This is a genomic window from Citrobacter sp. Cb023, from assembly GCF_030336805.1.
GTDB lineage: Bacteria > Pseudomonadota > Gammaproteobacteria > Enterobacterales > Enterobacteriaceae > Citrobacter > Citrobacter braakii.
This window is the reverse complement of the sequence record NZ_JAOWCV010000029.1, coordinates 115,207-139,901: the sequence shown is the minus strand read 5'-3', so window position 1 is coordinate 139,901 and position 24,695 is coordinate 115,207. Positions and strand designations below refer to the sequence as shown.

General features: G+C 54.1%; 25 protein-coding genes. 14 read left to right on the top strand and 11 right to left on the bottom strand.

What is annotated here, in order from left to right:
• Positions 1 to 53 precede the first annotated feature (53 nt).
• Positions 54 to 626 carry a fimbrial protein gene (locus OGW44_RS05510; protein WP_185654964.1) on the bottom strand — a complete coding sequence of 191 codons (573 nt, stop codon included), beginning with the start codon at positions 624 to 626 and terminating at the stop codon, positions 54 to 56.
• Positions 627 to 1,115: 489 nt separating this feature from the next.
• Between OGW44_RS05510 and OGW44_RS05505 the strand changes: the two genes are divergently transcribed.
• A complete protein-coding gene (locus OGW44_RS05505) occupies positions 1,116 to 2,264 on the top strand; it encodes a 3-phenylpropionate MFS transporter (protein ID WP_185654965.1) in 1,149 nt (382 codons plus the stop codon).
• Here the strand turns inward: OGW44_RS05505 and csiE are convergent.
• From csiE to OGW44_RS05470, 7 genes are all read right to left on the bottom strand, one after another.
• Positions 2,259 to 3,536 carry a stationary phase inducible protein CsiE gene (gene csiE / locus OGW44_RS05500; RefSeq protein WP_103928466.1) on the bottom strand — a complete coding sequence of 426 codons (1,278 nt, stop codon included), beginning with the start codon at positions 3,534 to 3,536 and terminating at the stop codon, positions 2,259 to 2,261. The two genes, OGW44_RS05505 and csiE, sit on opposite strands and share 6 nt — an antisense overlap.
• A 248-nt stretch (positions 3,537 to 3,784) precedes the next feature.
• Positions 3,785 to 4,384: a KpsF/GutQ family sugar-phosphate isomerase gene (locus OGW44_RS05495; protein ID WP_049270017.1), complete on the bottom strand. Its 600-nt coding sequence runs from the start codon at positions 4,382 to 4,384 to the stop codon at positions 3,785 to 3,787.
• Entirely contained in the window at positions 4,381 to 6,018 is a 1,638-nt protein-coding gene (locus OGW44_RS05490; protein ID WP_003847100.1) for an FGGY-family carbohydrate kinase, read from the bottom strand. Before OGW44_RS05490 ends, OGW44_RS05495 begins: the two co-directional genes overlap by 4 nt.
• A 17-nt stretch (positions 6,019 to 6,035) precedes the next feature.
• Positions 6,036 to 6,989, bottom strand: coding sequence for an ABC transporter permease (locus tag OGW44_RS05485; RefSeq protein WP_003037658.1), 954 nt, complete (start codon positions 6,987 to 6,989; stop codon positions 6,036 to 6,038).
• 1 nt (position 6,990) lies between these two features.
• Complete coding sequence (locus OGW44_RS05480) at positions 6,991 to 7,980, bottom strand: ABC transporter permease (protein ID WP_008785467.1); 990 nt, start codon at positions 7,978 to 7,980, stop codon at positions 6,991 to 6,993.
• Complete coding sequence (locus OGW44_RS05475; protein WP_016154014.1) at positions 7,973 to 9,481, bottom strand: sugar ABC transporter ATP-binding protein; 1,509 nt, start codon at positions 9,479 to 9,481, stop codon at positions 7,973 to 7,975. Before OGW44_RS05475 ends, OGW44_RS05480 begins: the two co-directional genes overlap by 8 nt.
• Before the next feature lie 103 nt (positions 9,482 to 9,584).
• Entirely contained in the window at positions 9,585 to 10,568 is a 984-nt protein-coding gene (locus tag OGW44_RS05470; protein WP_003037665.1) for an autoinducer 2 ABC transporter substrate-binding protein, read from the bottom strand.
• 420 nt (positions 10,569 to 10,988) lie between these two features.
• Between OGW44_RS05470 and OGW44_RS05465 the strand changes: the two genes are divergently transcribed.
• Positions 10,989 to 11,627, top strand: coding sequence for a DUF1007 family protein (locus OGW44_RS05465; protein WP_019077386.1), 639 nt, complete (start codon positions 10,989 to 10,991; stop codon positions 11,625 to 11,627).
• A complete protein-coding gene (locus OGW44_RS05460; RefSeq protein WP_019077385.1) occupies positions 11,618 to 12,598 on the top strand; it encodes a nickel/cobalt transporter in 981 nt (326 codons plus the stop codon). Before OGW44_RS05465 ends, OGW44_RS05460 begins: the two co-directional genes overlap by 10 nt.
• Before the next feature lie 84 nt (positions 12,599 to 12,682).
• Here OGW44_RS05460 and suhB read toward each other — a convergent pair whose 3' ends face one another.
• The gene (gene suhB, locus OGW44_RS05455) at positions 12,683 to 13,486 is read right to left on the bottom strand and encodes an inositol-1-monophosphatase (RefSeq protein ID WP_016157140.1); all 804 of its coding nucleotides are present in this window, start codon (positions 13,484 to 13,486) and stop codon (positions 12,683 to 12,685) included.
• A gap of 118 nt (positions 13,487 to 13,604) precedes the next feature.
• Here suhB and trmJ point away from each other — a divergent pair, with 118 nt between their 5' ends.
• The 11 genes from trmJ (at position 13,605) to sseB (ending at position 22,414) form a co-directional block, all read left to right on the top strand.
• Positions 13,605 to 14,336, top strand: coding sequence for a tRNA (cytosine(32)/uridine(32)-2'-O)-methyltransferase TrmJ (gene trmJ, locus OGW44_RS05450; RefSeq protein ID WP_016157139.1), 732 nt, complete (start codon positions 13,605 to 13,607; stop codon positions 14,334 to 14,336).
• A 217-nt stretch (positions 14,337 to 14,553) separates the two neighbouring features.
• Complete coding sequence (iscR, locus tag OGW44_RS05445) at positions 14,554 to 15,045, top strand: Fe-S cluster assembly transcriptional regulator IscR (RefSeq protein ID WP_005120405.1); 492 nt, start codon at positions 14,554 to 14,556, stop codon at positions 15,043 to 15,045.
• 167 nt (positions 15,046 to 15,212) lie between these two features.
• Entirely contained in the window at positions 15,213 to 16,427 is a 1,215-nt protein-coding gene (gene iscS, locus OGW44_RS05440) for a cysteine desulfurase (protein ID WP_016154009.1), read from the top strand.
• Positions 16,428 to 16,453: 26 nt separating this feature from the next.
• Positions 16,454 to 16,840 (top strand): Fe-S cluster assembly scaffold IscU, encoded by a 387-nt coding sequence (iscU, locus tag OGW44_RS05435; RefSeq protein ID WP_002913991.1) that lies wholly within the window; start codon positions 16,454 to 16,456, stop codon positions 16,838 to 16,840.
• A 20-nt stretch (positions 16,841 to 16,860) separates the two neighbouring features.
• A complete protein-coding gene (iscA, locus tag OGW44_RS05430) occupies positions 16,861 to 17,184 on the top strand; it encodes an iron-sulfur cluster assembly protein IscA (RefSeq protein WP_003835203.1) in 324 nt (107 codons plus the stop codon).
• Positions 17,185 to 17,292: 108 nt separating this feature from the next.
• Positions 17,293 to 17,808, top strand: coding sequence for a co-chaperone HscB (gene hscB / locus OGW44_RS05425; protein WP_016154008.1), 516 nt, complete (start codon positions 17,293 to 17,295; stop codon positions 17,806 to 17,808).
• A 15-nt stretch (positions 17,809 to 17,823) separates the two neighbouring features.
• A complete protein-coding gene (hscA, locus tag OGW44_RS05420) occupies positions 17,824 to 19,674 on the top strand; it encodes a Fe-S protein assembly chaperone HscA (protein ID WP_019077384.1) in 1,851 nt (616 codons plus the stop codon).
• 1 nt (position 19,675) lies between these two features.
• Complete coding sequence (gene fdx, locus OGW44_RS05415; RefSeq protein ID WP_003037690.1) at positions 19,676 to 20,011, top strand: ISC system 2Fe-2S type ferredoxin; 336 nt, start codon at positions 19,676 to 19,678, stop codon at positions 20,009 to 20,011.
• An 11-nt stretch (positions 20,012 to 20,022) separates the two neighbouring features.
• A complete protein-coding gene (gene iscX / locus OGW44_RS05410) occupies positions 20,023 to 20,223 on the top strand; it encodes a Fe-S cluster assembly protein IscX (RefSeq protein WP_003037694.1) in 201 nt (66 codons plus the stop codon).
• Between the two features lie 60 nt (positions 20,224 to 20,283).
• Positions 20,284 to 21,567, top strand: coding sequence for an aminopeptidase PepB (pepB, locus tag OGW44_RS05405; protein ID WP_016157137.1), 1,284 nt, complete (start codon positions 20,284 to 20,286; stop codon positions 21,565 to 21,567).
• Between the two features lie 70 nt (positions 21,568 to 21,637).
• Entirely contained in the window at positions 21,638 to 22,414 is a 777-nt protein-coding gene (gene sseB / locus OGW44_RS05400) for an enhanced serine sensitivity protein SseB (protein ID WP_049270026.1), read from the top strand.
• A gap of 18 nt (positions 22,415 to 22,432) precedes the next feature.
• On the opposite strand, the gene OGW44_RS05395 is transcribed toward sseB, so the two are convergent.
• Both OGW44_RS05395 and OGW44_RS05390 read right to left on the bottom strand, forming a co-directional pair.
• Positions 22,433 to 23,203 carry a MurR/RpiR family transcriptional regulator gene (locus OGW44_RS05395; protein WP_016157135.1) on the bottom strand — a complete coding sequence of 257 codons (771 nt, stop codon included), beginning with the start codon at positions 23,201 to 23,203 and terminating at the stop codon, positions 22,433 to 22,435.
• A 127-nt stretch (positions 23,204 to 23,330) separates the two neighbouring features.
• On the bottom strand, positions 23,331 to 24,692 hold the full coding sequence (locus tag OGW44_RS05390) for a 6-phospho-alpha-glucosidase (RefSeq protein ID WP_016157134.1): 1,362 nt from the start codon (positions 24,690 to 24,692) through the stop codon (positions 23,331 to 23,333).
• Positions 24,693 to 24,695: the final 3 nt, after the last annotated feature.

Sequence of the window (24,695 nt, the reverse complement as noted above, 5' to 3'; positions counted from 1 at the left end):
CAGAAAACGTCTCTTTCCGTCCTTGCTGGAAGAAAAGAGACGACGTACGGGAATTAGCGGTAGTCTATGGTGACATCCACGCTGGCGTTGGCTTCCCCAGGGGTGATCAGTGATGAATCAACGGTGGAGACGTAATAGGCTTGCAGACCTACGGTAGTGGTGCCATCGGCTTCCGGGGTAAAACTAACTTTCGGCGTGGTGAGCTTATTCAGCGACATTTGTTGGCCGTCACTGGCTCTGTCGATACGGATACCCACGCCGGTTGCAGGGGTATACAGGCTGCTAACGGCGACCAGATCGTCGTGATTGGCCACGGTGCCGCCTGCACGCGTTTCCAGCCACACCTGAAACGAGTTGTCCGTTGTACCATCAACGTGTTCCCACGGGGTGGTTGGGCAATTTTTTAACGGAATATCAACCGGAATCGCCGGGGAACGGTCGCCAACGCTTTTAAACTGAGCAGCGGCGTAGTGACCCAGTTCTACGTTGATGACATCGCCATTAGAAAACTCACAGGTGCTGGTTAGAATTTCACCCGTAAATTCAATGGTACCATCTGTCGCCCATGCGCTTCCCGCAGAAAGCGCTATCAGGCTAACTGCTATAGATTTTGTAATTTTGTTCATTAAATTCCCTCTTATCCGATAAACCTATTGACAATTAAATTTATGAAAACATACAGGTTAAAATTAATTGCGGGGCGATGGTATTCGATATTCGTGCATAAGCAAGTTAAGGCGTGATGTTTTCAGATTATATTTATTAAAAATAAGCGAATTAACTGTCATTGTATTAAATAATATTAAATTAGTGAGGGGTGAAATATTATAATAACGAATGTTTTTGCTAAGTATTATACTCGTGATGATATTAAGCCCTTAATATTCAGTTGCGTGTTTTTTAGCTAAATATTTTCCTTTCTTGCATTCCTGTTTACTCATCCCATCACATCTTCTGCTGTAAAATTGTACAGGTGTAAATGATTGTTGATTCGGATAGCCAACAGTGTTGGTTAAAAGTGATGTTTGTCACAATTATCTGGTAAATGTGAACAGTAGTACTCTTCAGAATGCGGCTTGTGTCATTAGACTAGGGCTTCTAAAACGGGAGGACCCATGGCTTTGCATTCCACGCGCTGGCTGGCGCTCGGTTATTTCACCTACTTCTTTAGCTACGGTATTTTTCTGCCTTTCTGGAGCGTCTGGCTCGAAGGGCTGGGGCTGACGCCGGAAACCATCGGTTTACTGCTGGGCGCGGGGCTGATTGCCCGTTTTCTCGGCAGTTTGCTGATTGCGCCGCGCGTAAGCGATCCCTCTCGTCTGATCTCCGCTTTACGTATTCTGGCCCTGTTGACGCTGGTGTTTGCGCTGGCCTTCTGGGCGGGCACCAACGTGGCGTGGCTGATGGTGGTGATGGTCGGCTTTAACCTGTTTTTCTCGCCGCTGGTGCCGTTGACCGACGCGCTGGCCAACACCTGGCAAAAACAGATAACCATGGACTACGGTCGGGTAAGACTGTGGGGATCCGTTGCCTTTGTGATTGGCTCCGCGCTGACCGGCAAGCTGGTGAGCCTGTTTGACTATCGGGTGATTCTGGTCCTGCTGTCGCTTGGCGTCGCGTCGATGCTATTGGGGATGATGATCCGCCCGAGCGTGCAGCCAGCGGGGGAAAACCGTCAGCAGGAGAGCGCGGGATGGCCCGCCTGGCGTGCGTTGATAACCCAAAGCTGGCGTTTTCTGGCCTGTGTGAGTCTGTTGCAAGGTGCGCATGCCGCTTATTACGGGTTCAGCGCCATCTACTGGCAGTCTGCCGGATATTCCGCTTCGGCGGTGGGCTATTTGTGGTCATTAGGCGTGGTGGCGGAAGTGATTATTTTTGCGCTCAGTCACAAGCTATTCCGCCGCTTTAGCGCGCGCGATTTGCTGCTGCTTTCCGCCGTTTGCGGCGTGGCACGTTGGGGGTTGATGGGCTGGAGCACTGAGCTACCGTGGCTGATTGTGGTGCAAATCCTCCATTGCGGAACCTTTACCGTCTGCCACCTGGCGGCAATGCGCTATATCGCGACGGGCCAGGGCAGCGAAGTGATACGTTTGCAGGCGGTGTATTCTGCGGTGGCGATGGGCGGTAGCATCGCCATCATGACCGTATTCGCAGGCTACCTGTACCAGAATCTGGGCAACGGCGTATTCTGGGTGATGGCGCTGGTGGCGCTACCGGCAATCTTTCTGCGCCCGAAGGTGGTGGCGCAGCCTGCAACGTTATGATTCGAGAATTTTGCGGATCTGCTGCTGCTGATGCGGCGTAAGTGCCAGATCCGCATGAATCAACGGCGGTGAAAACAGCGGCAGCGGCGTGGTATACGGCGTAATAATCAGCGTGACTCCGCGCGGCGAACCCTGTTTTTGAAAGTCCTGCATCGGCATATGTTTTACGTTGAGCGGCAGCAGCGTCAGTTCGCGCAGCTGTTGCTCAATATGCGCTTCAAGTTGTTCATTGTTGCCGGTCAGCAGGATAATCTGCTTCTCGTGCAAATCCTTCTCCTGCATCAGCCAGGCACCGAAAATAACGGCGACCAGCCCGATCTCTTCTTCTGAAAACTGCACATCGTACTCCGCTTCGAAGCCATGTATCGCCTCGCGGGTAGTACGAACCAGACGGGGATAAAGTCGGCTGAACTCCTCCGGCAGCGTGTTATCTATGCCAATGGCAAACACGCTGCGGTTAAGCGCCTGGGCAAGGTGAATATACAGCTGATCGTTCAGTCCTTGCTCATCGCTGAAGCGTACATTGCCATACTCGCGAAAACGCAGCACCAGCCGTGCAATAGCAAGACGCAGGCGACGATCCTGCTGGTGGTTATCGCGCACAGGGTCGGGGATACGGAGCATTGAGAACAACAACGCCATAAACAGCGATTCGCCCGGCGGCGCACTCTGCATGACGTGGCGCTGCCAGTGGCGGCCAATTTCCTCAGCGAGCGGATACTCTGCGCAGGATTGCGCCCAGCGTTGCTGGAGCGGATTAAATTCCGGGGTGACTCCCGCGTGATGCTGTAGCAGACAATACTGTAAATACAGGCGCAGGAACTGGATGTCACGGTACTCAAACGGCTTCTGCAAGCGCCGGGAGCACAGATTAATGAGCGCATGCAGATTGGTGTCGTCATACAGCGTACGCGCGATACCTTGTTGTTTCAGCGCCATTTTTAATGCGGGTGTGAAATGCTGGGCGATAAAAGTCGGGCAGATCCGCAGACCGCGGCGCAGCCACTGCAACAGACACAGGCGCTGATTTAGCGGGGTCCCTTCGATCGTATAGCCGCCATTCAGCGCGGTGGTAATCGCGAGTCGGTGATAGCGCTGGATTTCGAGTCCTGCGCCAATAATATCTTCCTCAACAGTGGCATCATCAACGCCATTGAGGCTACTGAAGGTTTGAGCTGTAGCGGTTTGCCCTGGCAGGAAAAGCGTCAGCAGCACCTGGCAACGGCGCTGGGGAGCGGAAAGTACAGATGGTGGAGCAAGCGTTGACATCATCTGTAGGATCTCCCGTAAGTATGTTTGATAAGAATAGCTAAAGTTTGCTCATAGATTTGGAGAATGGAATGCTTTCCACCAGGAATGCTGGAGAGCGTCACAGAATTTTTAACGTGCGGAACAGATAGCAGGAGTGGAACGCAGCGCGTTAACTGGCTTTTTCACTGTTTTATCTTCTATTGAGACATAAAAAAAACCCGCCTGAGGGTGACGGGTTGAGAAGACGAGTGGAAATGCGCGGTCTGGTGTTACTGCTCGCGGCTCAGCGTTAATCCCACATCACCGCCAGGATGTACAGACAATAGCGTCTCTTTTGAGTAACCGCTTTCGCTCATCAGACAGGCGCAGGCGGCGTCAAAGATAGCCAGGACCAGTAAAATTGAGGTGGTGGCCAACATGTTCAACGGGTCGGCCTCACGCTGGACGCCGGTGGAAATCACCAGCCTCGACGCTTTAGCAATGGCTGAGTCGGCGTTTTCAGTCACGCTCAGGATGGGCACATTTCTCGCAGCCAGCCCGGGCAGCAGTCGGGTGAGTTCATCCGAATTTCCCCCGCGTGATAGCATAATGACCAGGTCATCGGCGCGTAAAAAACCGAGATCGCCATGCGCCGCATCCGTCGCGTTGAGGTAAATCGCCGGACGTTCCACGCAGGCGAGCATGTGCGCGACTTTACGCGCCGCAATACCGGATGTACCGACGCCAGTGACGACGATTTTCCCCTGGCAATCGCGCAGCTCCGCCATTAGCGACTGCCAGACCGGTTCAGTCAGATGCTGTCCCAGACCTGCGAGGGCATCGCTATAGAGCTGAAATACGCCGGTGGCCTGAGACCAGGAGTCACTCATGCGTCCTCCTGCATCAGTTGGCGGTATTTCATATGATCCTGATACATCTCGTGGAATACCCGATATTTGCGATCGTAGTACTGCTTAATGCGATTGGTCTGCGGGGTGACCGTTTTACCAATCCGGCTCATCGCCGACATCGCTTCCGGGAACGTGTCGAACACGCCTGCGGCGATAGTCCCCATCATGGCGCCGCCCAGCAGCATGGCTTCGCTCTCTTCAGGCAGCAGCATGGCGCAACCGGTGGCGTTGGCATGCTCCTGAACGAAGATCGGGTTTTTCGTCCCGCCGCCGCTGGCCATAATCGTATCGATGGTGTAGCCGCTTTGGTTCATCGTTTCAATGATATGGCGCGTTCCCAGCGCAATGGCCTGGATGGTTGCGAGGTACTGGAGCGCCATATCTTCCGGCGTGCGGGACAGCTTCAGTCCGGTGATTGCTCCCGTGAGCGTGGGGTTAGCGCGCGGCGAGCGGTTGCCGTGGAAATAGGGCAGGATGTGCATGTCACGGGTCAAAAAGGCGATATCTTCCGGCTCACCAGCCATTTTACGCAGCAGCGCATTCAGCACTTCATAAATGGTTTGCCCCTGAGACTTAGCCTGCGTCAGCAGGGTTTCGTAACACGGGTGCGACTGAATAACGTGGTCGATTAACGCCCCGGTTGCTGACTGCCCGCCTTCATTGAGCCAGTATTCCGGCAGTACGGCTGAGTAGTAAGGGCCCCAGACGCCGCCGATAAAACGCGGCTCTTTGGAAATCGCCATGTGTCCGGTGGAGGTGCCACCAATTAGTGCGACACGACGGTCAAAATCCGCCACCTCGCCGGAAACTCCGCTTGCGCCGAGCGTACCGAGTGTGCCGGCGTGGGCATCGATTATCGAGACGCTGACCGCGGTCCCCGGAATCAGTCCCATTTCGCTGGCGGCGCGCGCGGACAGCCCGTGACCGAGCGGTTCGCCCATGGTTTTCACGTAGCGACCAATTTTGGCAGCATCATGTTCCAGCAGGTCTTCCAGCCCAATCTGGCGGAAATAGCTGGCATCCCATTTGTCTTCATGGCCCATATAGGTCCATTTACACACTGTCGAACACAATGAGCGTGTGTCATCGCCTGTTGCGCGCCAGGTCAGGAAATCGGGCAGATCAAAGTAGTAACCCGCATTGGCCCAGGTATTGGGCATATGCTGCTTCAGCCACAGCAGCTTGGGCGTTTGCATTTCCGGGGAGATAATCCCGCCAACGTAGTCCAGCACCCGATGATGCAGGGCGTTAATGCGTTCAGCCTGGGTAATGGCGCGGTGATCCATCCACACAATGATGTTCTGTTCGCTGCGCCCGGACGGGCTGATGGTCAGCGGTTTACCTTCTTTATCCAGCACCACCAGTGAGCAGGTAGCGTCAAAGCCCAGACCTTTCACCTGGATTGGGTTGATATCCGACTGATTAATCGCATCGCGAACCGCGTTACACACCGCCTGCCAGATGTTATCGGAAGACTGCTCAACAAAATCGGCCTGCGGGCGGTAAATCTCGATAGCCCGACTGGCCTGGCCGACCATTCTGCCGTTGAGATCAAACACGCCGGCACGGGCGCTTCCGGTTCCGACATCCACACCAATAAAGTAACTTGCCATAATTTTTTCTCCTGAAATCAGGCTTTACGATTCTGTAATGCGATAAAGAGGATCAGCACCGCGCCCCACAGGGCCATCGTCAGATAGCTGCTGACCCCCAGCAAGTTAAGGCCGCTTTCCAGCATTTGCAGCACAATCAGCGCCAGTACCAGGCCGATAATGCGCCCGAAACCGCCATCCGGGTTGATGCCGCCGAGGACGGAGGCAAGGATGGTGACCAGCAGGTAGGACTCACCGTATCCGGCTTTTGCCGAGTTGAATTTCGCCATCATCAGAATGGCGGCGACCCAGCCGAGCAGGGCAGAAATCACGTACACGGAAATTTGTACCCGGACGGTATTTACGCCGCTGTAGCGGGTAGCCTGTTCATTGGAACCAACGAGATACAGACTGCGCCCAAGCGTGGTGTGCTCCAGCAGTACCCACAGCAGGATTGCCACCAGGAAAAAGAGCAGCAGCGCTACCGGAATACCGGCAATCGTGGCGTTACCAAGATATTGAATGGCGGTCGGGAAACCGGAAATCACCGTCCCATTGGAAAGCAGAATATTCAGCCCGGAGATAAGCGTCATCGTGCCGAGCGTGGCGAGAATCGGCGAAACCCCGACCCAGGCAATCAGCGCGCCGTTGAGCGTACCGATTGCGACCGCCACGGCAGCGCCTGCCAGCAGCGCCAGCACCAGAAACAACGGGTTATCCGGATGGGTGACGATAATCGCCGCCATTACCAGCGAGCAGGCATTCGCACCTGCAATTATCGACAGGTTTATGCCGCCGGTCAGCATGGTCATGCCCATCCCGAGGGCCAGCATGCCAAGGATCGGCAGTTGCGAGCCAATCGACTGGAAGTTAGCGACGCTGAAAAAACGGCTGCCGAGCAGGGCCGAGAAGACCAGGGCGACGACCACAATAATGACGCATTGCAGACGAATGATGGCATCACCGGGTAAAAATCTGGCGATTGTTTTCATCTCAAAGCTCCCTTGCCAGTTTGCGTTTTTCGTTCCAGGCCGTGGCGCTAATGCTGACCAGGATAATGGCGCCGCTGAACACGGTGTGCCAGTAAGAGGAGACGCTGAGCAGCGTCAGGCCATTTTGTAAGAAGGCCAGCAGAACCACGCCGAGCAGGGTTCCGGTTAATGTTCCGCGTCCGCCGCTCATGCTGGTTCCGCCGAGCACGACCGCCGCCAGTACCGTCAACTCAAAGCCGAGCAGCGAATTGGGCGCAACTGACTGGGTGATTTGCGCCTGAACCACGGCGGCAACGCCTGCCAGAATGCCCATGTAGCCATACACGTAGAAATGCAGCTTCAGCAGATTCAGCCCCAGGCGCGAGGCCGCATCACGATTACCGCCCATGGCGTAAACCTGACGGCCAAGACGGGTATAGTTCATCAGCACGGCGGTAAAGATGATCACAGCCGCCAGGCACAGCAGAGGCAGTGTCAAGCCGTAGTCGTAGCCATCCGCCGCGGTGAACGAGAACCAATTGATGCCGTTCATAAACCAGTCCGGAAAGCCGTACAGCCAGGTGCCTTTGGTGGCGTACACCAGCAGACCGTAGTAAACGTTCAACGTGGCGATGGTAATGATGATGGCCGGAACGCGCAGCCAGTAGACCAGGAAGCCATTAATAAGTCCAAGCAACAGGCCCACCGCAATCGCGATGATTAACGCCAGCGCGAAGTTGCCGCCGTGGCCGATAACCCAACTGGCCATCGCATACTGGGCTATCGCGGTCATCGCCGGAAATGAGATGTCGATCCCGCCGGAAATCAGTACCACAAACAGCCCGCAGGCAAGGATGCCGAGAATCGCATAGCTGGTAGCCACATCCGTCAGGTTCCCCAAAGACAAGAACTCATCGGTGCTGATGCTCAGCCCAACGGCAAGGGCCACAACCAGCAGGCCCAGCCAAAATTCATGTTGCCCGATTAAACGGGAGAGATGCATCTTATTCATTGATTACCTCGACCACTTCAGCAATCTCCTCTTCACGGCACTGATGAGGATTAAATTCCGCCACCAGCCTGCCGCGACGCATCACCAGCACGCGGTGGCTGTTGTAATACGCTTCCGGGATTTCATCGCAAATCATCAGCACCGCCATACCCTGTTCCGCCAGATCGCGGGCTATCTGGTAAATACCCTCTTTGTTGGCGATATCTACGCCTACGGTAGGGGAGTCGAGGATCAGGATGCGGGGGTTAGTCGCCACCCATTTGGCAATGGCGATACGCTGGGCATTACCGCCGGAAAGGGTTTTAACCGGCAGGTGTGGATCGGACACTTTGATATTCAGCTCGCGGATCAAGTCGGCGACCAGTTTTTGCGCTTTACGATGATCGAGCAGGCCGCTGCCAGTATGCAGTTGATCAAACACCGTGACGATGGTGTTGTCGTAGATCGACTGCTCCATGATCAGCCCCTGCGTCAGGCGATCTTCTGAGACGTAGCCGATCCCATGTTTGATGGCATCATGGTTATTGCGAAGAGTGACCGGCTGGCCGTTAATGCGAATCTCACCGCTTTCTGGGTGCGTCATGCCAAACAGGCTCAGACAAAGTTCGGTGCGTCCGGCGCCCAGCAGCCCCACAATGGAGACAATCTCGCCGCCGTGCAGCGACAGATTAATGTTTTGGTATTTGCCTCTGCGGCTGAGGTTGCGCAGCTCCAGCAGGGGCTCTTGCTCAATAGCGGGTCTTTCCGGCAGCGGGCTATAGTGGAAGCGTTGTCCGGTCATCAGGAAAGCCAGCTCGTGGCTGTCGAGTTCGCTGGCAGGATAAGTGCCCACCAGTTTGCCGTCGCGCATCACGCTGATGCGGTCAGCCACTTCCATCACTTCATCCAGACGGTGGCTGACAAACACTACACAAATTCCGGCAGCTTTTAGTTCGTTAACGACCCGTAGCAGGCCATTAACCTCCTGACGGGTTAGTGAGGCGGTAGGCTCGTCCATAATCACCAGACGCGCATCGGCGGCAATCGCCCGGCAAATGGCGACCAGTTGTCGGTCGGCAATCGAGAGTTTTTCAACCTTTTTATCGGGATCGATGTTCACACCGATGCGCTTCATGGCTGCCAGCGCCTGCTGCTTCATGGCGCCACGACGTACCCAGATATCGCCACCGGGCAGATAGCGGTTGACCGCGATATTCTCCGCGACGCTAAAGTTAGGGAACAACGACAGGTCCTGATAAATAACCTGAATGCCATAATGGGAAGAGAGCTGCGGCGTCAGGTGATGGAACAATTTGCCATCGAGTAAAATCTGCGCACCTTTTTCCGGATGATAAACTCCGGAGATCACTTTAATAATGGTACTTTTACCACAGCCGTTTTGACCCGCCAGACAGTGAACTTCGCCTTTTCTCAGCGTCAGATTCACGTTATCCAGCGCCAGCACGCCCGGGAATTGTTTGCTGATATTCTCAAGAGTGATAAATGCGGTGGTGTCTGCCATGGACAATACCCCTGCGAGCGCCCGGATGGACGCTGAGTGTTAGTTTGGTTGATAGCGCCGGCCAGACGGCCGGCGTTAAGGTTCCCTGGTGTTGGCTAAAGCCCTAGAAACCAAGTGATTGTGCGTTGTCTTTGGTGACTTCGAGGATCTTGTTAAAGCGGATCACTTTCTTCTCCGTGTCGATATCGGCTTTCCCTAAACCATCGATACTCAGGTCGGCGTTAACTTCTTTGCCCTGCAACAACTGATCGGCAACCGTTACCAGCGCGTAGCCCGCGTCTTTTGGATCCCACAGCAGCGCTTTTTTGATATCACCGCGCATCAGGTAAGGTGCAGCCTGTGCTGGCATTGCGATCCCGACGACGGCGATTTTATCTTTGGCGCGTTTTTTCTGCACAGCCTGACCCGCCCCGATTGGACCCAGCGAGCCGAAACCGATAATGCCTTTCATCTGCGGATAGGTTTTCATCAGGTCCAGCGTCGTGGCGTAGGATTTATCGATGCTTTCCGCAACCGGCAGACGTGAAGTGACCTCAAACATTTCCGGATATTTTTCTTTCTGGTACTTAATTGCATAATCCGCCCACGCGTTATGCAGCGGCACCGTCAGTGAACCGACATAGATGGCGTAACCCCCTTTGCCGCCCATGTTTTTTGCTAACTCATCGACGTTGGCCTGTGCGTATTTTTCACTATCGATGGTTTCGATATCCCATTGGCCAATTTGCTCATCCGGGGATTCGTGCGTCAGAACGACAATGCCTTTATCGCGCGCTTTTTTCAGTACTGGCTCAAGGACCTTGGCATCATTCGGTACCACGATGATGGCGTTGACGTTTTTGGCGATCAGATCTTCAATCACTTTGACCTGCTGTGCCGGATCCGGCGTGGAAGGCCCGGTCTGGTAAGCATTCACATCCAGTTTTTTTGCTGCTTCATTAACACCGGTTTCCATCCGGTTAAACCACGGAATCCCGGTGACTTTGGCAACCACAGCAATTTCATATTTTTCCGCCGCAAAGGACGTGCCGGACAACATGCATGCAGAAACCAGGGTTGCACTGAGTAATGCGAGTTTGAATTTCATAGTTGTACCTTTCGTAGGGGGCAGGACATGTCACGGCGTGAAGTTAACAACGAATGGAAGAGGGAATGAATCAGAAGTTTGGTGAATGTGATCTATGCCCATTATTGTAATTTTATGGGAAATAAAAGGTTAAATATTGGTTAAATTTGCGCGGAAATACACTCAGTAATTTAAATTCAGTGTTAACAAAACATTAAAATGAAACCGTAAATTAACAAATTGTTATCATTTTACTTAAGTTGTGGCGACGAAAAGGTATTTGGGAGGATGTTGCTGAAGAAGAAATTGTTGAAATTGAGAACTGAATCGATACCGGAAAAGGAGGCTCAACATTTTTTCGTTCAATGGTATCCTCAGCACACTTTCGCCAAACACGGCATCATTATTTGTGGCGGTGTAGATTTTTCTCGTGGAGAACTCATGCAAGGCGTTAAACGTATCATTATGACGTTGTTTCTCGCGATCCTGTCCTTTGGCGCAGGTGCGCATCCCCACAGCTTTATCCATTTGAAAACCGAGATAGTGAGCGAGAATGACCAGTTCGTCGCGCTAAAAATGCGCTGGACGATGGATGAAATCACCTCGGCAGATCTGCTTTACGATGCGGGAAATGCCAAACCTGGTGATGAGATCTGGAAAAAACTGGCGGCAGAAGTGATGGCCAACGTCCTCGGGCAGCACTATTTCACCGAAGTGTGGCACGACGGGAAAAAGGTAAAGTTTAAAAACAGGCCGACGGAATATGGCATGGAGCGTGAAGAACATCAGGCAGTGCTGACGTTCGTGTTGCCGCTGGCAGAAGCTCAGCCGCTGAGCGGTCAAAAATATACCATTTCAACCTTCGATCCCACCTACTACGTTGATATGAGCTATGACAAAGACAGCGATGCCTGGCTGGCGCAGGCCATAAGTCAGCAATGCCGTATTTCAGTACATACGCCGACGCCGAATGAACAAATGCTGAGCTTTGCGCAGTCGCTGGATAAAGAAGACGCACCGCCGGAGGATATGGAATTGGGTAAACAGTTTGCACAGACGGTGACGCTGCAATGTCCGTAGTTTATCAACAACGCGCCGCCAGACGCCGCTGGCTCACGCTATGGCCGCTGGCGGTGTTTTTACTGCTGGCTGCAGTCGGCATACTGTGGCTATGGCAGGCCTGGCCGCAGGTGATGATGAAAAGTGTCGTCTGGCAGCGCGACGTTAACCAGCAGATGAGCGGTTTGCTGAAAGCCGTTGCCGCCAATCCGGCCCAGGCCGGGGGATCGCTGCTGCTGTTTAGTTTTCTCTATGGTGTGCTGCATGCGTTGGGACCAGGACATGGAAAAGTCGTCATTACCACCTGGCTGGCAACGCATCCCTCGAAGCTGAGGTCGAGTATTGGCCTGACGCTGGCCTCATCTTTATTACAGGGACTGGTCGCCATCGGGCTGGTGGTTGTGGTACTCACCATTTTGCAGTTGCCTGCGCGACAGCTACATATGAGTAGTTTCTGGCTGGAGAAAGGGAGTTATGCGCTGGTTGGCGTGTTGGGCGTTTTATTGTGCGTCCGTGCGCTGAAGAAATTGCGCCAGTTGCTGCGTCGCCCGAAATTTACCGCCTTCACGCCGCACCATGTGCATCACGAGGGCTGTGGCTGTGGGCATCAGCATTTGCCTGATCCTGAACAGCTGCAAAGCGGTGATGACTGGCGCGCCCGGCTGATGATCGTTTTGTCTATGGGAATGCGGCCATGCTCCGGGGCAATTATGGTTTTACTGTTTAGCAAAGTGGTTGGCGTTTTTAGCTGGGGCATGGCGTCGGCGCTGGCGATGGCGGCAGGAACCTCTTTGACGATTACGTCACTGGCTTTGCTGGTACACAGTTTCCGCTCGCTGGCGGTGAGACTTAGCGGACATAAAGCGCCGGTGCTGTGGCGACAGATTGGCTGGACGACGCTGGCATTAGCCGGTGGTGCGATGCTGATTGCTGCAGCGGTAGTGATGTGGGTGAGCGCGGTGCCGGTGGGGCGAGGGATTAGACCGTTTTAATCAAAGCCGGATGGCGGCTACGCCTTGTCCGGCCTGTATCAACACGTAAGCCCGGTAAGCATGACACCACCGGGCTGTACTGAATTAACGCTTCAGCGCGTCGCTCAGTTCGTCACGCATGTTAGCCAGCATGGCTTTCACTACGCGCGGATTACCTGCAACGATGTTGCCAGTCGCCATGTAGTTATGACCGCCGGTGAAGTCGCAAACCAGTGCGCCTGCTTCACGAGCAATCAGCTCACCTGCGGCGAAATCCCATGGTTTCAGACCGATTTCGAAGTAACCGTCAACGCGTGCAGCGGCAACGTAAGCCAGATCCAGCGCAGCAGAACCTGTGCGGCGGAAGTCAGCGCACTCGGTAAACATCTTGCCAAGAATTTTCATGTAAGAAGTGGCGTGCTGTTTCGCTTTGAACGGGAAACCGGTGGCGATGATGGTGCCGTCCAGATCGCGTGCGGTGCTGCCACGCAGACGGTAGCCGTTCAGCTGTGCGCCCTGGCCGCGGGTTGCGGTGAACAGTTCGTTACGCATTGGATCGTAAACAACGGCGACTTCAGTACGGCCTTTAATGCGTACTGCGATGGAAACCGCGAAGTGCGGCAGACGTTTTACGAAGTTGGTAGTGCCATCCAGTGGATCGATAACCCATTGAACATCCTGATCTTCACCAACATGCTCACCGCTTTCTTCGGTGATGATGGTGTGCTGTGGGTAAGATTTGCGAATTGTTTCGATAATAATCGCTTCGGCGGCTTTATCGACGTTAGTCACGAAATCATTGCTGCCTTTCTGGCTGGTTTCTACAGAGTCTGGCGTTTCGTAGTGTTTGGCAATTACATTACCCGCCTTGCGCGCTGCGCGCACGGCGATGGTCAGCATCGGATGCATCGGTCTCTCTCACTGGATGTTAAAGAACGGGAAAACGGCGCAGAGTATAGCAGCGAGTTCGGAATATGTCTTCGTTTTATGATAATATGCCCGAATAATCTTTAGCCGAAGAAATACAATGCTGCAAAATATTCGAATCGTGCTGGTGGAAACCTCTCACACTGGCAACATGGGCTCTGTGGCCCGCGCAATGAAAACCATGGGTTTAACTAATCTGTGGCTGGTAAATCCACTGGTTAAACCGGACTCCCAGGCCATCGCCCTGGCGGCAGGTGCCAGCGATGTGATCGGCAGCGCGCAGATCGTCGATACTCTCGATGAAGCGCTGGCGGGTTGCAGCCTGGTGGTGGGTACCAGCGCGCGCTCCCGTACGCTGCCGTGGCCAATGCTGGATCCGCGTGAATGCGGTTTAAAAAGCGTCTCTGAAGCAACGAACTCGCCGGTGGCGCTGGTGTTTGGACGTGAGCGCGTTGGCCTGACCAACGAAGAGCTGCAGAAGTGCCATTATCATGTCGCCATTGCCGCGAACCCGGAATACAGCTCGCTCAACCTGGCGATGGCGGTGCAGGTCATCTCTTATGAAGTTCGCATGGCCTGGCTGGCAACGCAGGAAAGCGACAAGACCGCAGAATACGAAGAAGCTGAGTATCCGCTGGTCGATGATTTAGAGCGTTTTTACGGTCATCTGGAACAAACGCTGCTGTCGACCGGGTTTATCCGCGAAGGACATCCGGGGCAGGTGATGAACAAGCTGCGCCGTCTGTTCACTCGTGCGCGTCCTGAGAGCCAGGAGCTGAACATTTTGCGCGGAATTTTAGCTTCTATAGAGCAGCAGAATAAAGGCAAGTAAGCGTCTTGATGCCGGATGGCTGCACGATTTCCAGGCCGGATTAGCGAAGCGCCATCCGGTAAATGAAAATGGCACTGAAGGTTAAATACCTGACTAAATTAGTCAAGTAAATAGTTGACTGATTTAGTCGGGAATGTCAGACTTGCCCCTGCTATGCAATACCCCCATTTTACAATAAAAAACCCCGGGCAGGGGCGAGTTTGAGGCTAAGTAAGACATGAGACTGACATCAAAAGGGCGTTATGCCGTGACCGCAATGTTGGACGTTGCGCTCAACTCCGAAACGGGCCCGGTACCGTTGGCTGATATTTCTGAACGTCAGGGAATTTCCCTGTCATATCTGGAGCAGCTGTTTTCCCGTTTGCGTAAAAACGGTCTGGTTTCCAGCGTACGTGGACCAGGCGGCGGGTATCTGCTGGGTAAAGATGCCGGCAGCATCGCAGTAGGTGAAGTGATTAGCGCTGTTGACGAGTCTGTAGACGCGACCCGTTGCCAGGGCAAAGGCGGTTGTCAGGGCGGCGATAAATGCCTGACTCACGCGCTGTGGCGCGATCTGAGCGATCGTCTGACCGGTTTCCTCAACAACATTACGTTGGGCGAACTGGTGAATAATCAGGAAGTCCTGGATGTGTCTGGTCGCCAGCACACACATGACGCTCCACGCAGCACTCGCACGCAAGACGCTATCGACGTCAAACTGCGTGCCTAATAAAAATTACGCAATATCTTCTGGTTGCATCAAGGCAGCCAGAAAGATGAAGCGTAAAAAGTATTTCAGAATCAGGCCGGGGTGCCAGACGCCCCGTTAACTCGGTCGTACATCCAGCCGGTTGCCTGGTTCCTTGCATTGAAGCGATGTACGGAGTTTATAGAGCAATGAAATTACCGATCTATCTCGACTACTCCGCAACCACGCCGGTGGACCCGCGTGTTGCCGAGAAAATGATGCAGTGTCTGACCCTGGACGGAAACTTTGGTAACCCAGCTTCCCGTTCACACCGTTTCGGCTGGCAAGCTGAAGAGGCGGTAGATATCGCCCGCAATCAGATCGCTGATCTGGTCGGTGCCGATCCGCGTGAAATCGTCTTTACTTCCGGTGCGACGGAATCCGATAACCTGGCGATTAAAGGTGCAGCCAACTTTTACCAGAAAAAAGGCAAGCACATCATCACCAGCAAAACCGAACACAAAGCCGTGCTGGACACCTGCCGTCAGCTGGAGCGCGAAGGGTTTGAAGTGACCTACCTCGCCCCGCAGCGTAATGGCATTATCGACCTGAAAGAACTTGAAGCGGCAATGCGTGACGACACCATTCTGGTCTCCATCATGCACGTTAACAACGAAATCGGCGTGGTACAGGATATCGCAACCATCGGCGAAATGTGCCGTGCCCGCGGTATCATCTATCACGTTGATGCGACTCAGAGCGTGGGCAAACTGCCTATCGATCTGAGCCAACTGAAAGTTGACCTGATGTCCTTCTCCGGCCACAAAATTTATGGCCCGAAAGGTATCGGTGCGCTGTACGTTCGTCGTAAACCGCGTATTCGTATTGAAGCGCAGATGCACGGCGGCGGTCACGAGCGTGGTATGCGTTCCGGTACGCTGCCTGTGCACCAAATCGTTGGGATGGGGGAAGCTTACCGTATCGCCAAAGAAGAGATGGAAACCGAGATGGCGCGCCTGCGCACTCTGCGTAACCGTCTGTGGAACGGCGTGAAAGATATGGAAGAGGTGTACCTCAATGGTGACCTCGAGCAGGGCGCACCGAACATTCTCAACGTTAGCTTCAACTTTGTTGAAGGCGAGTCGCTGATTATGGCGCTGAAAGACCTGGCTGTGTCCTCCGGTTCTGCATGTACCTCTGCAAGCCTGGAGCCATCCTACGTGCTGCGCGCGCTGGGGATGACCGACGAGTTGGCACATAGCTCAATTCGTTTCTCTTTAGGTCGTTTTACTACCGAAGAAGAGATTGACTACGCCATCAATCTGGTTCGCAACTCCATTGGCCGCCTGCGCGACCTTTCCCCGCTGTGGGAAATGTTCAAACAGGGCGTGGATTTGAACAGTATTGAATGGTCACATCACTAATTCGGCGCACATAAGGAGAATTCAACATGGCTTACAGCGAAAAAGTAATCGATCATTACGAGAATCCACGTAACGTGGGCTCTTTTGACAACAGCGACGAGAACGTGGGCAGCGGCATGGTGGGTGCACCGGCCTGTGGCGACGTGATGAAGTTGCAGATCAAAGTCAACAATGAGGGTATCATTGAAGACGCGCGTTTCAAGACTTACGGCTGCGGTTCCGCTATTGCCTCCAGCTCTCTGGTTACCGAATGGGTAAAAGGGAAATCTCTGGACGAAGCACAGGCGATCAAAAATACCGATATCGCCGACGAGCTTGAACTGCCACCGGTGAAAATTCACTGCTCTATTCTGGCTGAAGACGCGATTAAAGCCGCGATTGCGGATTACAAAAGCAAACGTGAAGCAAAATAATTAAGAGTTGAGGTTTTATTATGTCGATTACCTTAAGCGACAGTGCAGCAGCGCGTGTAAATACCTTCCTGGCAAACCGCGGTAAAGGGTTTGGTCTGCGTCTGGGCGTGAGAACCTCCGGCTGCTCAGGTATGGCTTATGTACTGGAATTTGTTGACGAGCCGGCGGCTGAAGATACCGTGTTTGAAGACAAAGGCGTAAAAGTCGTGATCGACGGTAAGAGCCTGCAATTCCTCGACGGTACGCAGTTAGACTTCGTCAAAGAAGGTCTGAACGAAGGGTTTAAGTTCACTAACCCGAACGTGAAAGACGAATGTGGATGCGGCGAAAGCTTCCACGTGTAACGCGCTTACTGATAACCCCACCGTGGTCGCCTGCGCGTGGGGTTTGTTTTACCTGACTCTCTGGTTTTGCCTCATCGAACAACAGAGAATCGATGCCCTGAGAATGTTATGGACTACTTCACCCTCTTTGGCTTACCGGCCCGTTATCAGCTCGATACTCAGGCGCTGAGCCTACGTTTTCAGGATCTGCAACGTCAGTATCATCCTGATAAATTCGCCAGCGGTTCTCAGGCGGAACAACTTGCTGCGGTTTCGCAGTCCGCCACTATCAACCAGGCCTGGCAAACGCTGCGTCATCCTTTGATGCGCGCCGAATACTTGTTGTCTTTACACGGCTTTGATATCCGCAGCGAGCAGCACACGGTGCGCGATACCGCGTTTCTGATGGAACAGCTGGAGCTGCGCGAAGAGCTGGACGAGATTGAACAGGCAAAAGACAATCAACGGCTGGATGCGTTTATGCAACGCGTCAGCGAAATGTACAACGTTCGCCATCAACTGATGGTGGAACAGCTGGATAGCGAGACGTGGGACGCAGCGGCAGATACCGTGCGTAAGCTGCGTTTTCTCGATAAACTGCGAAGCAGTGCAGAACAACTCGAAGAAAAACTGCTCGATTTTTAATTTCCGGAAGCGAAAATGGCCTTATTACAAATTAGTGAGCCTGGTCTGAGCGCCGCGCCGCACCAGCGTCGTCTGGCGGTCGGTATCGATTTAGGCACCACCAACTCCCTGGTTGCGACCGTACGCAGCGGCCAGGCCGAAACGCTGGCAGATCATGAAGGTCGCCACCTGTTGCCGTCAGTGGTTCACTATCAGCAGCAGGGCTACTCGGTCGGTTACGATGCCCGCGCCAATGCTGCGCTGGATACGGCAAACACCGTCAGCTCGGTAAAACGCATGATGGGCCGCTCTCTGGCGGATATCCAGGCGCGTTACCCGCATCTGCCTTATTCATTCCAGGCGAGCGAAAACGGCCTGCCGATGATTGAAACCGCTGCCGGTTTGCTTAATCCGGTGCGCGTATCCGCTGACATTCTGAAAGCGCTGGCCGCGCGGGCAACCGAATCGTTGTCCGGCGAACTGGATGGCGTAGTGATCACCGTTCCGGCTTACTTTGACGATGCACAGCGTCAGGGGACGAAAGACGCCGCGCGTCTGGCGGGCCTGCACGTATTGCGTCTGCTGAACGAACCGACCGCTGCGGCGATCGCTTATGGCCTGGATTCCGGTCAGGAAGGCGTGATCGCGGTCTATGACCTTGGCGGCGGTACTTTTGATATTTCTATTCTGCGCCTGAGTCGCGGCGTGTTCGAAGTGCTGGCGACCGGTGGTGATTCCGCGCTCGGCGGCGACGATTTTGACCATCTGCTGGCCGATTACATTCGCGAGCAGGCGGGCGTTGCCGATCGCAGCGATAACCGCGTACAGCGCGAACTGCTGGATGCCGCGATTGCAGCGAAAATCGCACTCAGCGACGCCGATTCTGTGACGGTTAACGTGGCGGGATGGCAGGGTGAAATCAACCGTGAAACCTTTAATGAACTCATTTCCGCACTGGTTAAACGTACGCTGCTGGCCTGCCGCCGTGCGCTGAAAGATGCGGGCGTTGAGCCGCAGGATGTGCTGGAAGTGGTAATGGTCGGTGGTTCAACGCGCGTGCCGCTGGTACGTGAACGCGTCGGTGAATTCTTTGGCCGTACGCCGCTGACCTCTATCGACCCGGACAAAGTGGTCGCCATCGGTGCGGCAATCCAGGCGGATATTCTGGTCGGGAATAAACCGGACAGCGAAATGCTGCTGCTGGACGTTATCCCGCTGTCTCTGGGACTGGAAACCATGGGCGGTCTGGTGGAGAAAGTGATCCCGCGTAACACCACTATCCCGGTGGCGCGCGCGCAGGACTTCACCACGTTTAAAGATGGCCAAACCGCGATGTCCATTCACGTGATGCAAGGCGAGCGTGAGCTGGTGCAGGACTGTCGTTCACTGGCGCGTTTTGCGCTGCGCGGTATCCCGGCGTTGCCGGCAGGCGGCGCGCATATCCGCGTGACCTTCCAGGTCGATGCTGATGGGCTACTGAGCGTCACCGCTATGGAGAAATCCACCGGCGTTGAGTCCTCGATTCAGGTCAAACCGTCCTACGGTCTGACCGACAGTGAAATCGCCTCCATGATTCAGGATTCGATGAGTTTTGCCGAGCAGGACGTTAAAGCTCGTATGCTGGCAGAACAGAAAGTCGAAGCGGCACGCGTACTGGAGAGTTTATCCGGTGCGCTGAACGCTGATGCCGCGCTGTTAAGCGCCGCAGAACGTCAGGCTATCGACACCGCTGCTGCGCACTTGAGCGAGGTAGCACAGGGTGACGATGTTGACGCGATAGAACAAGCCATTAAAAACGTAGACAAACAAACCCAGGAATTCGCCGCTCGCCGTATGGACAAATCCGTCCGTAGCGCGCTGAAAGGCCATTCCGTGGACGAGGTTTAATATGCCAAAGATTGTTATTTTGCCTCATCAGGATCTCTGTCCCGATGGCGCAGTTCTGGAAGCTGAGACCGGCGAAACCATTCTCGACGTTGCCCTGCGTAACGGTATCGAGATTGAACACGCCTGTGAAAAATCCTGTGCCTGCACGACCTGCCACTGCATCGTACGTGAAGGTTTTGATTCTTTGCCGGAAAGCACAGAAGAAGAAGACGACATGCTGGATAAAGCCTGGGGACTGGAGCCGGAGAGCCGTTTAAGCTGTCAGGCACGGGTAACCGAGGACGATTTAGTGGTCGAAATCCCACGTTACACAATCAATCATGCACGTGAGCATTAACAGAGGGTAGTATGGGACTGAAGTGGACCGATAGCCGCGAAATCGGCGAGGCGCTGTACGACGCGTTCCCCGATCTCGATCCCAAGACCGTTCGTTTCACCGATCTGCACCAATGGATCTGTGACCTGGAAGAGTTCGATGATGATCCACAGGCATCGAACGAAAAAATCCTTGAGGCCATTTTACTGGTCTGGCTGGACGAAGCCGAATAAGTCAACGGGCTGCCCACGGGTGGCCCGTTTTCCTGTATGCGCGAAATAAGGATAAATAAAATGACAGAAGCCATGAAAATTACGCTTTCCACGCAACCCGCTGACGCTCGCTGGGGTGAAAAGGCGACATACAGCATTAATAATGACGGTATTACCCTGCACCTGAACGGAAAAGATGATCTCAGCCTTATCCAGCGCGCCGCGCGTAAAATTGACGGCCTGGGTATTAAACATGTCCAACTGGATGGTGAAGGCTGGGATACCGAACGTAGCTGGGCGTTCTGGCAGGGTTACAAAGGACCAAAAGGCACCCGCAAAGTTGAGTGGGCCGCTCTGGACGAGGCGCAGCGCAAAGAGCTGGATAACCGTCTGAAGATTATTGACTGGGTGCGCGATACCATTAACGCACCTGCAGAAGAGCTGGGCCCGGAACAGCTGGCGCAACGCGCGGTAGACCTGCTGTGCGGCGTGGCCTGCGACAACGTCTCGTACCGTATCACCAAAGGTGAAGATCTGCGCGAGCAGAACTACATGGGGCTGCATACCGTAGGTCGAGGCTCTGAACGCCCGCCGGTGCTGCTGGCGCTCGATTACAACCCGACTGGCGACAAAGAAGCTCCAGTTTATGCCTGCCTGGTTGGCAAGGGAATTACCTTTGACTCCGGCGGATACAGCATCAAGCAAAGCGCATTTATGGACTCAATGAAGTCCGATATGGGCGGTGCGGCAACGGTCACCGGCGCGCTGGCGTTTGCCATCACCCGTGGCCTGAACAAGCGTGTGAAGCTGTATCTGTGCTGCGCGGATAACCTGATCAGCGGCAACGCCTTTAAGCTTGGCGATATCATTCACTATCGCAACGGTAAAAAAGTTGAAGTGATGAATACCGATGCTGAAGGGCGTCTGGTACTGGCCGATGGCCTGATCGATGCCAGCGCGCAAAAACCTGAATTGATCATTGATGCTGCCACGCTGACCGGCGCGGCGAAAACCGCACTGGGCAACGATTACCACGCGCTGTTTAGCTTTGATGACCAACTGGCCGCGCGTTTGTTGGCAAGTGCGGCGCAAGAAAACGAGCCGTTCTGGCGTTTGCCATTGGCAGAGTTCCACCGTAGCCAACTGCCGTCAAATTTTGCCGAGCTGAACAATACCGGCAGTGCGGCCTACCCAGCGGGTGCAAGCACCGCGGCGGGCTTCCTGTCCCATTTCGTGGAAAATTACCAGCAAGGCTGGCTGCACATCGATTGCTCTGCAACCTATCGCAAAGCGCCGGTTGAGCAGTGGTCTGCGGGCGCAACCGGTCTGGGTGTGCGCACCATCGCGAATCTGCTGACCGCATAATTCATGACTGTATTGCCGGATGGCGCTACGCTTATCCGGCTTACATGTATTCATCCAATTTGTGATACTTATGTCCGAAACAAAAAATGAATTAGAAACGTTGCTGGAGCAAGCAGCGACAGAGCCTGCGCATCGTCCGGCATTTTTCCGTACTTTACTGGAATCCACCGTCTGGGTGCCGGGTACTGCCGCAGAAGGCGAGGCGGTAGTAGAAGACAGCGCCCTCGACCTTCAACACTGGGAAAAAGAAGACGGCACGACCGTGATCCCGTTCTTCACCTCCCTGGAAGCCCTGCAACAGGCGGTTGAAGATGAGCAAGCATTTGTCGTTATGCCGGTGCGTACGCTATTTGAAATGACGCTTGGCGAAACGCTCTTTCTCAACGCTAAACTGCCGACCGGCAAAGAGTTTATGCCGCGTGAAATCAGCCTGCTGATGGGGGAAGAGGGTAATCCGCTAAGCACCCAGGAAGTACTGGAAGGTGGTGAATCGCTGCTCCTTTCTGAAGTCGCCGAACCTCCGGCGCAGATGATTGACTCACTGACCACGCTGTTTAAAACCATTAAGCCGGTAAAACGCGCATTTCTCTGCTCAATCAAAGAAAGTGCGGAAGCCCAGCCGAATCTGCTGATTGGTATTGAAGCTGAAGGTGATATTGAAGAGATCATCCATGCTGCGGGTAGCGTCGCGACCGATACGTTGCCGGGTGATGAACCCATTGATATCTGCCAGGTGAAGAAAGGTGAGAAGGGCGTGAGTCACTTTATCACTGAGCACATCGCACCGTTCTACGAACGCCGCTGGGGCGGTTTCCTGCGCGATTTCAAACAGAACCGGATTATCTGAGGCATTCGGGGTGAGCGCTCACCCCGTTGCTTCCAGCAGCAACAAATCCATGAGTAGCACCAGATTCGATTCAAAAGAGGTCACTCCGGCGGCCTCAGCGGCAAAGTGTACCGCTTCGTCATATAGCGCAAAGTGCAAATCCGCCATGCCCGCCAGCGAATTGGCCGACGCACGGGTAAAGGCCACAATCGTCATGCCAACGTTTTGCGCAATCCTGACTTTATCAATAACCTGTTCCGTTTCGCCGCTGCGTGACACCGCGACGAATACCTGATAGCGGGCGGCATTACTGAGAAAGATGTTCCGGCTGTCACCTGGCCCGGAAATAAAAGCGGTCTTACCGAGAACCTGCAATTTTTTGGTCAGATACTCCGCAAACAGATAGGAAAATCCGGCGCCATACAGAAAGAAACTCTCCTTTTGCCGTAATAAATCAACAAAATGGCGACGTTTTTCCTGGGTATTCCATTGAAAAGTAAGCTGATAGTTGGCGATGAAACGGCTAAGCATCGCCGGTAACTCGCCGCTCTCCGCGGCCTGCGCTGCGATGTGCGGCGTATCGGAGAGCAGCTGTTTGCAGTGCCATATAAACTCGCTGAAACCGCTGAAGCCCAGTTTCTGACACAACCGCATAATGGTGGCCGTGGAAACAAAAGTCGCCTGGGCCAGCTCACGTACCGTGATGTTACCTACCAGCAGCGGATGCTGTGTCAGGTGCGCCAGCACACGGTACTCTGCGCGGGTAAGCGGTTCTCCGCGCGTCAGCAGAGAGGCAAGCCGGTTGTCCATGATCAGGCCGGTTTCACTTGCCGGGCAGGAAGGGAGAAATATGGGATAGTCATTGGGCCTCCGTTTTCATCAATTCGCGGAATTGTCGGTGTTTTCATCCACACCGACAAGTCTTCCGCACCAGACTTTAGCGCAATTCCCCCTCCTGCCAGGCTTTTTTCAGCGCTGGCCAGTAGTCCCGGTTAGCCTCGATCATCTCATCAAGGAGGGTTTTGGCATGTACCATGGTTGGCACCGTCCGGTTCAGCGTGAAAGCCTGTAGTGCCTTCTCGTAGCTGCCTTCAATGGCGGCCTCAACCAGCAGTTGCTCTGAGGCCAGCTGTTGCATCAGCAGCGTCTGGTGAAACAACGGTACTGCCCCCATGCGAACCGGTTCAGCTCCCTGTGAAGTGATGTACGCAGGTACTTCGACCATCGCGTCATAGGGCAGATTGGCAATCGCGCCTCTGTTTTCAACAATCACCAGGTGACGCTGGCGTAAATCAAAAGCCAGGCTACAGGCGACATCAACGATAAACGCGCCGTGAACTCCGACGTGAAACGCATCGGGCAAAATCCCCGTGCTCTGGTATTCCTGAGCCGCGGCGAATAATTTCTTCTCACGCCCCTCCATCACTTCGTTGGCCCGGGTGTGATCTGGATCCTGATGGGCCACGATCTGTTCCGACATCAGGTAATACTGTAAATACGGATTCGGCAGATATTCCGGGAAGTTGTCCATGATCGGCTTGATGTTACGCCATGTTTTGACCCATGAAGGATCGGCATGCTGCGGATCCGTTTGTGCGGCATCTTCTGTCAGCAGGCCGAATTTAGCGATATGCCGCCGTAACGCCGGGAGCTGGTCTTCGCCATCAACCCGCACGCGGGTAAACCAGCCAAAGTGGTTAAGGCCGAAGTAGTCCACCTCCAGCTTATGACGGTCAACGCCCAGAATCGCACCCATGTTACGCATTGCAGCGACCGGCATATCACAAATATTGAGAACCCGCGCGTTCGGGCGTAAGCGACGTACCCCCTCTGCCACAATCGCCGCCGGATTGGCGTAATTGACAATCCACGCCGCTTTATCGGCAAAACGTTCGACCAGATCGATTAGTTCCACCATCGGCAGAATGGTGCGTAGCCCGTAGGCTAAACCACCGGGGCCGCAGGTCTCCTGGCCGACGACGCCGTGTTTTAACGGGATTTTTTCGTCCAGCTCGCGCATTTTGTACTGGCCTACGCGCATCTGCGAGAAAATAAAATGCGCCCCGCGAAAGGCCGTTTGCGCATCGCGGGTTACGGTAAATTTAATTGACTGGCTGTGATCGCGGATCACTTTTTCAACCACCGGTGCAATGGTGCTTTGACGTGCTTCGTCAATGTCATACAGACGAATTTCAGCCAGCGGAAAATCGGCAAGACGCACCATCAGACTTTTGACAATCCCGGGCGTATAAGTGCTTCCACCGCCAGCAATGGATAAAATAAAAGGGGGGGTAAACATGAT

What these genes read in the sequence shown, in the direction of transcription:
- hscA (WP_019077384.1), top strand. Translation starts at nt 17,824, where the DNA reads ATGGCCTTATTACAAATTAGTGAGCCTGGTCTGAGCGCCGCGCCGCAC.
- iscA (WP_003835203.1), top strand. Translation starts at nt 16,861, where the DNA reads ATGTCGATTACCTTAAGCGACAGTGCAGCAGCGCGTGTAAATACCTTC.
- suhB (WP_016157140.1), bottom strand. Translation starts at nt 13,486, where the DNA reads ATGCATCCGATGCTGACCATCGCCGTGCGCGCAGCGCGCAAGGCGGGT.
- OGW44_RS05485 (WP_003037658.1), bottom strand. Translation starts at nt 6,989, where the DNA reads ATGAAAACAATCGCCAGATTTTTACCCGGTGATGCCATCATTCGTCTG.
- OGW44_RS05465 (WP_019077386.1), top strand. Translation starts at nt 10,989, where the DNA reads ATGCAAGGCGTTAAACGTATCATTATGACGTTGTTTCTCGCGATCCTG.
- OGW44_RS05395 (WP_016157135.1), bottom strand. Translation starts at nt 23,203, where the DNA reads ATGGACAACCGGCTTGCCTCTCTGCTGACGCGCGGAGAACCGCTTACC.
- OGW44_RS05475 (WP_016154014.1), bottom strand. Translation starts at nt 9,481, where the DNA reads ATGGCAGACACCACCGCATTTATCACTCTTGAGAATATCAGCAAACAA.
- iscS (WP_016154009.1), top strand. Translation starts at nt 15,213, where the DNA reads ATGAAATTACCGATCTATCTCGACTACTCCGCAACCACGCCGGTGGAC.
- pepB (WP_016157137.1), top strand. Translation starts at nt 20,284, where the DNA reads ATGACAGAAGCCATGAAAATTACGCTTTCCACGCAACCCGCTGACGCT.
- sseB (WP_049270026.1), top strand. Translation starts at nt 21,638, where the DNA reads ATGTCCGAAACAAAAAATGAATTAGAAACGTTGCTGGAGCAAGCAGCG.
- OGW44_RS05470 (WP_003037665.1), bottom strand. Translation starts at nt 10,568, where the DNA reads ATGAAATTCAAACTCGCATTACTCAGTGCAACCCTGGTTTCTGCATGC.
- OGW44_RS05505 (WP_185654965.1), top strand. Translation starts at nt 1,116, where the DNA reads ATGGCTTTGCATTCCACGCGCTGGCTGGCGCTCGGTTATTTCACCTAC.
- OGW44_RS05495 (WP_049270017.1), bottom strand. Translation starts at nt 4,384, where the DNA reads ATGAGTGACTCCTGGTCTCAGGCCACCGGCGTATTTCAGCTCTATAGC.
- iscR (WP_005120405.1), top strand. Translation starts at nt 14,554, where the DNA reads ATGAGACTGACATCAAAAGGGCGTTATGCCGTGACCGCAATGTTGGAC.
- OGW44_RS05510 (WP_185654964.1), bottom strand. Translation starts at nt 626, where the DNA reads ATGAACAAAATTACAAAATCTATAGCAGTTAGCCTGATAGCGCTTTCT.
- OGW44_RS05460 (WP_019077385.1), top strand. Translation starts at nt 11,618, where the DNA reads ATGTCCGTAGTTTATCAACAACGCGCCGCCAGACGCCGCTGGCTCACG.
- OGW44_RS05490 (WP_003847100.1), bottom strand. Translation starts at nt 6,018, where the DNA reads ATGGCAAGTTACTTTATTGGTGTGGATGTCGGAACCGGAAGCGCCCGT.
- OGW44_RS05480 (WP_008785467.1), bottom strand. Translation starts at nt 7,980, where the DNA reads ATGAATAAGATGCATCTCTCCCGTTTAATCGGGCAACATGAATTTTGG.
- trmJ (WP_016157139.1), top strand. Translation starts at nt 13,605, where the DNA reads ATGCTGCAAAATATTCGAATCGTGCTGGTGGAAACCTCTCACACTGGC.
- OGW44_RS05390 (WP_016157134.1), bottom strand. Translation starts at nt 24,692, where the DNA reads ATGTTTACCCCCCCTTTTATTTTATCCATTGCTGGCGGTGGAAGCACT.
- csiE (WP_103928466.1), bottom strand. Translation starts at nt 3,536, where the DNA reads ATGATGTCAACGCTTGCTCCACCATCTGTACTTTCCGCTCCCCAGCGC.
- hscB (WP_016154008.1), top strand. Translation starts at nt 17,293, where the DNA reads ATGGACTACTTCACCCTCTTTGGCTTACCGGCCCGTTATCAGCTCGAT.
- iscX (WP_003037694.1), top strand. Translation starts at nt 20,023, where the DNA reads ATGGGACTGAAGTGGACCGATAGCCGCGAAATCGGCGAGGCGCTGTAC.
- iscU (WP_002913991.1), top strand. Translation starts at nt 16,454, where the DNA reads ATGGCTTACAGCGAAAAAGTAATCGATCATTACGAGAATCCACGTAAC.
- fdx (WP_003037690.1), top strand. Translation starts at nt 19,676, where the DNA reads ATGCCAAAGATTGTTATTTTGCCTCATCAGGATCTCTGTCCCGATGGC.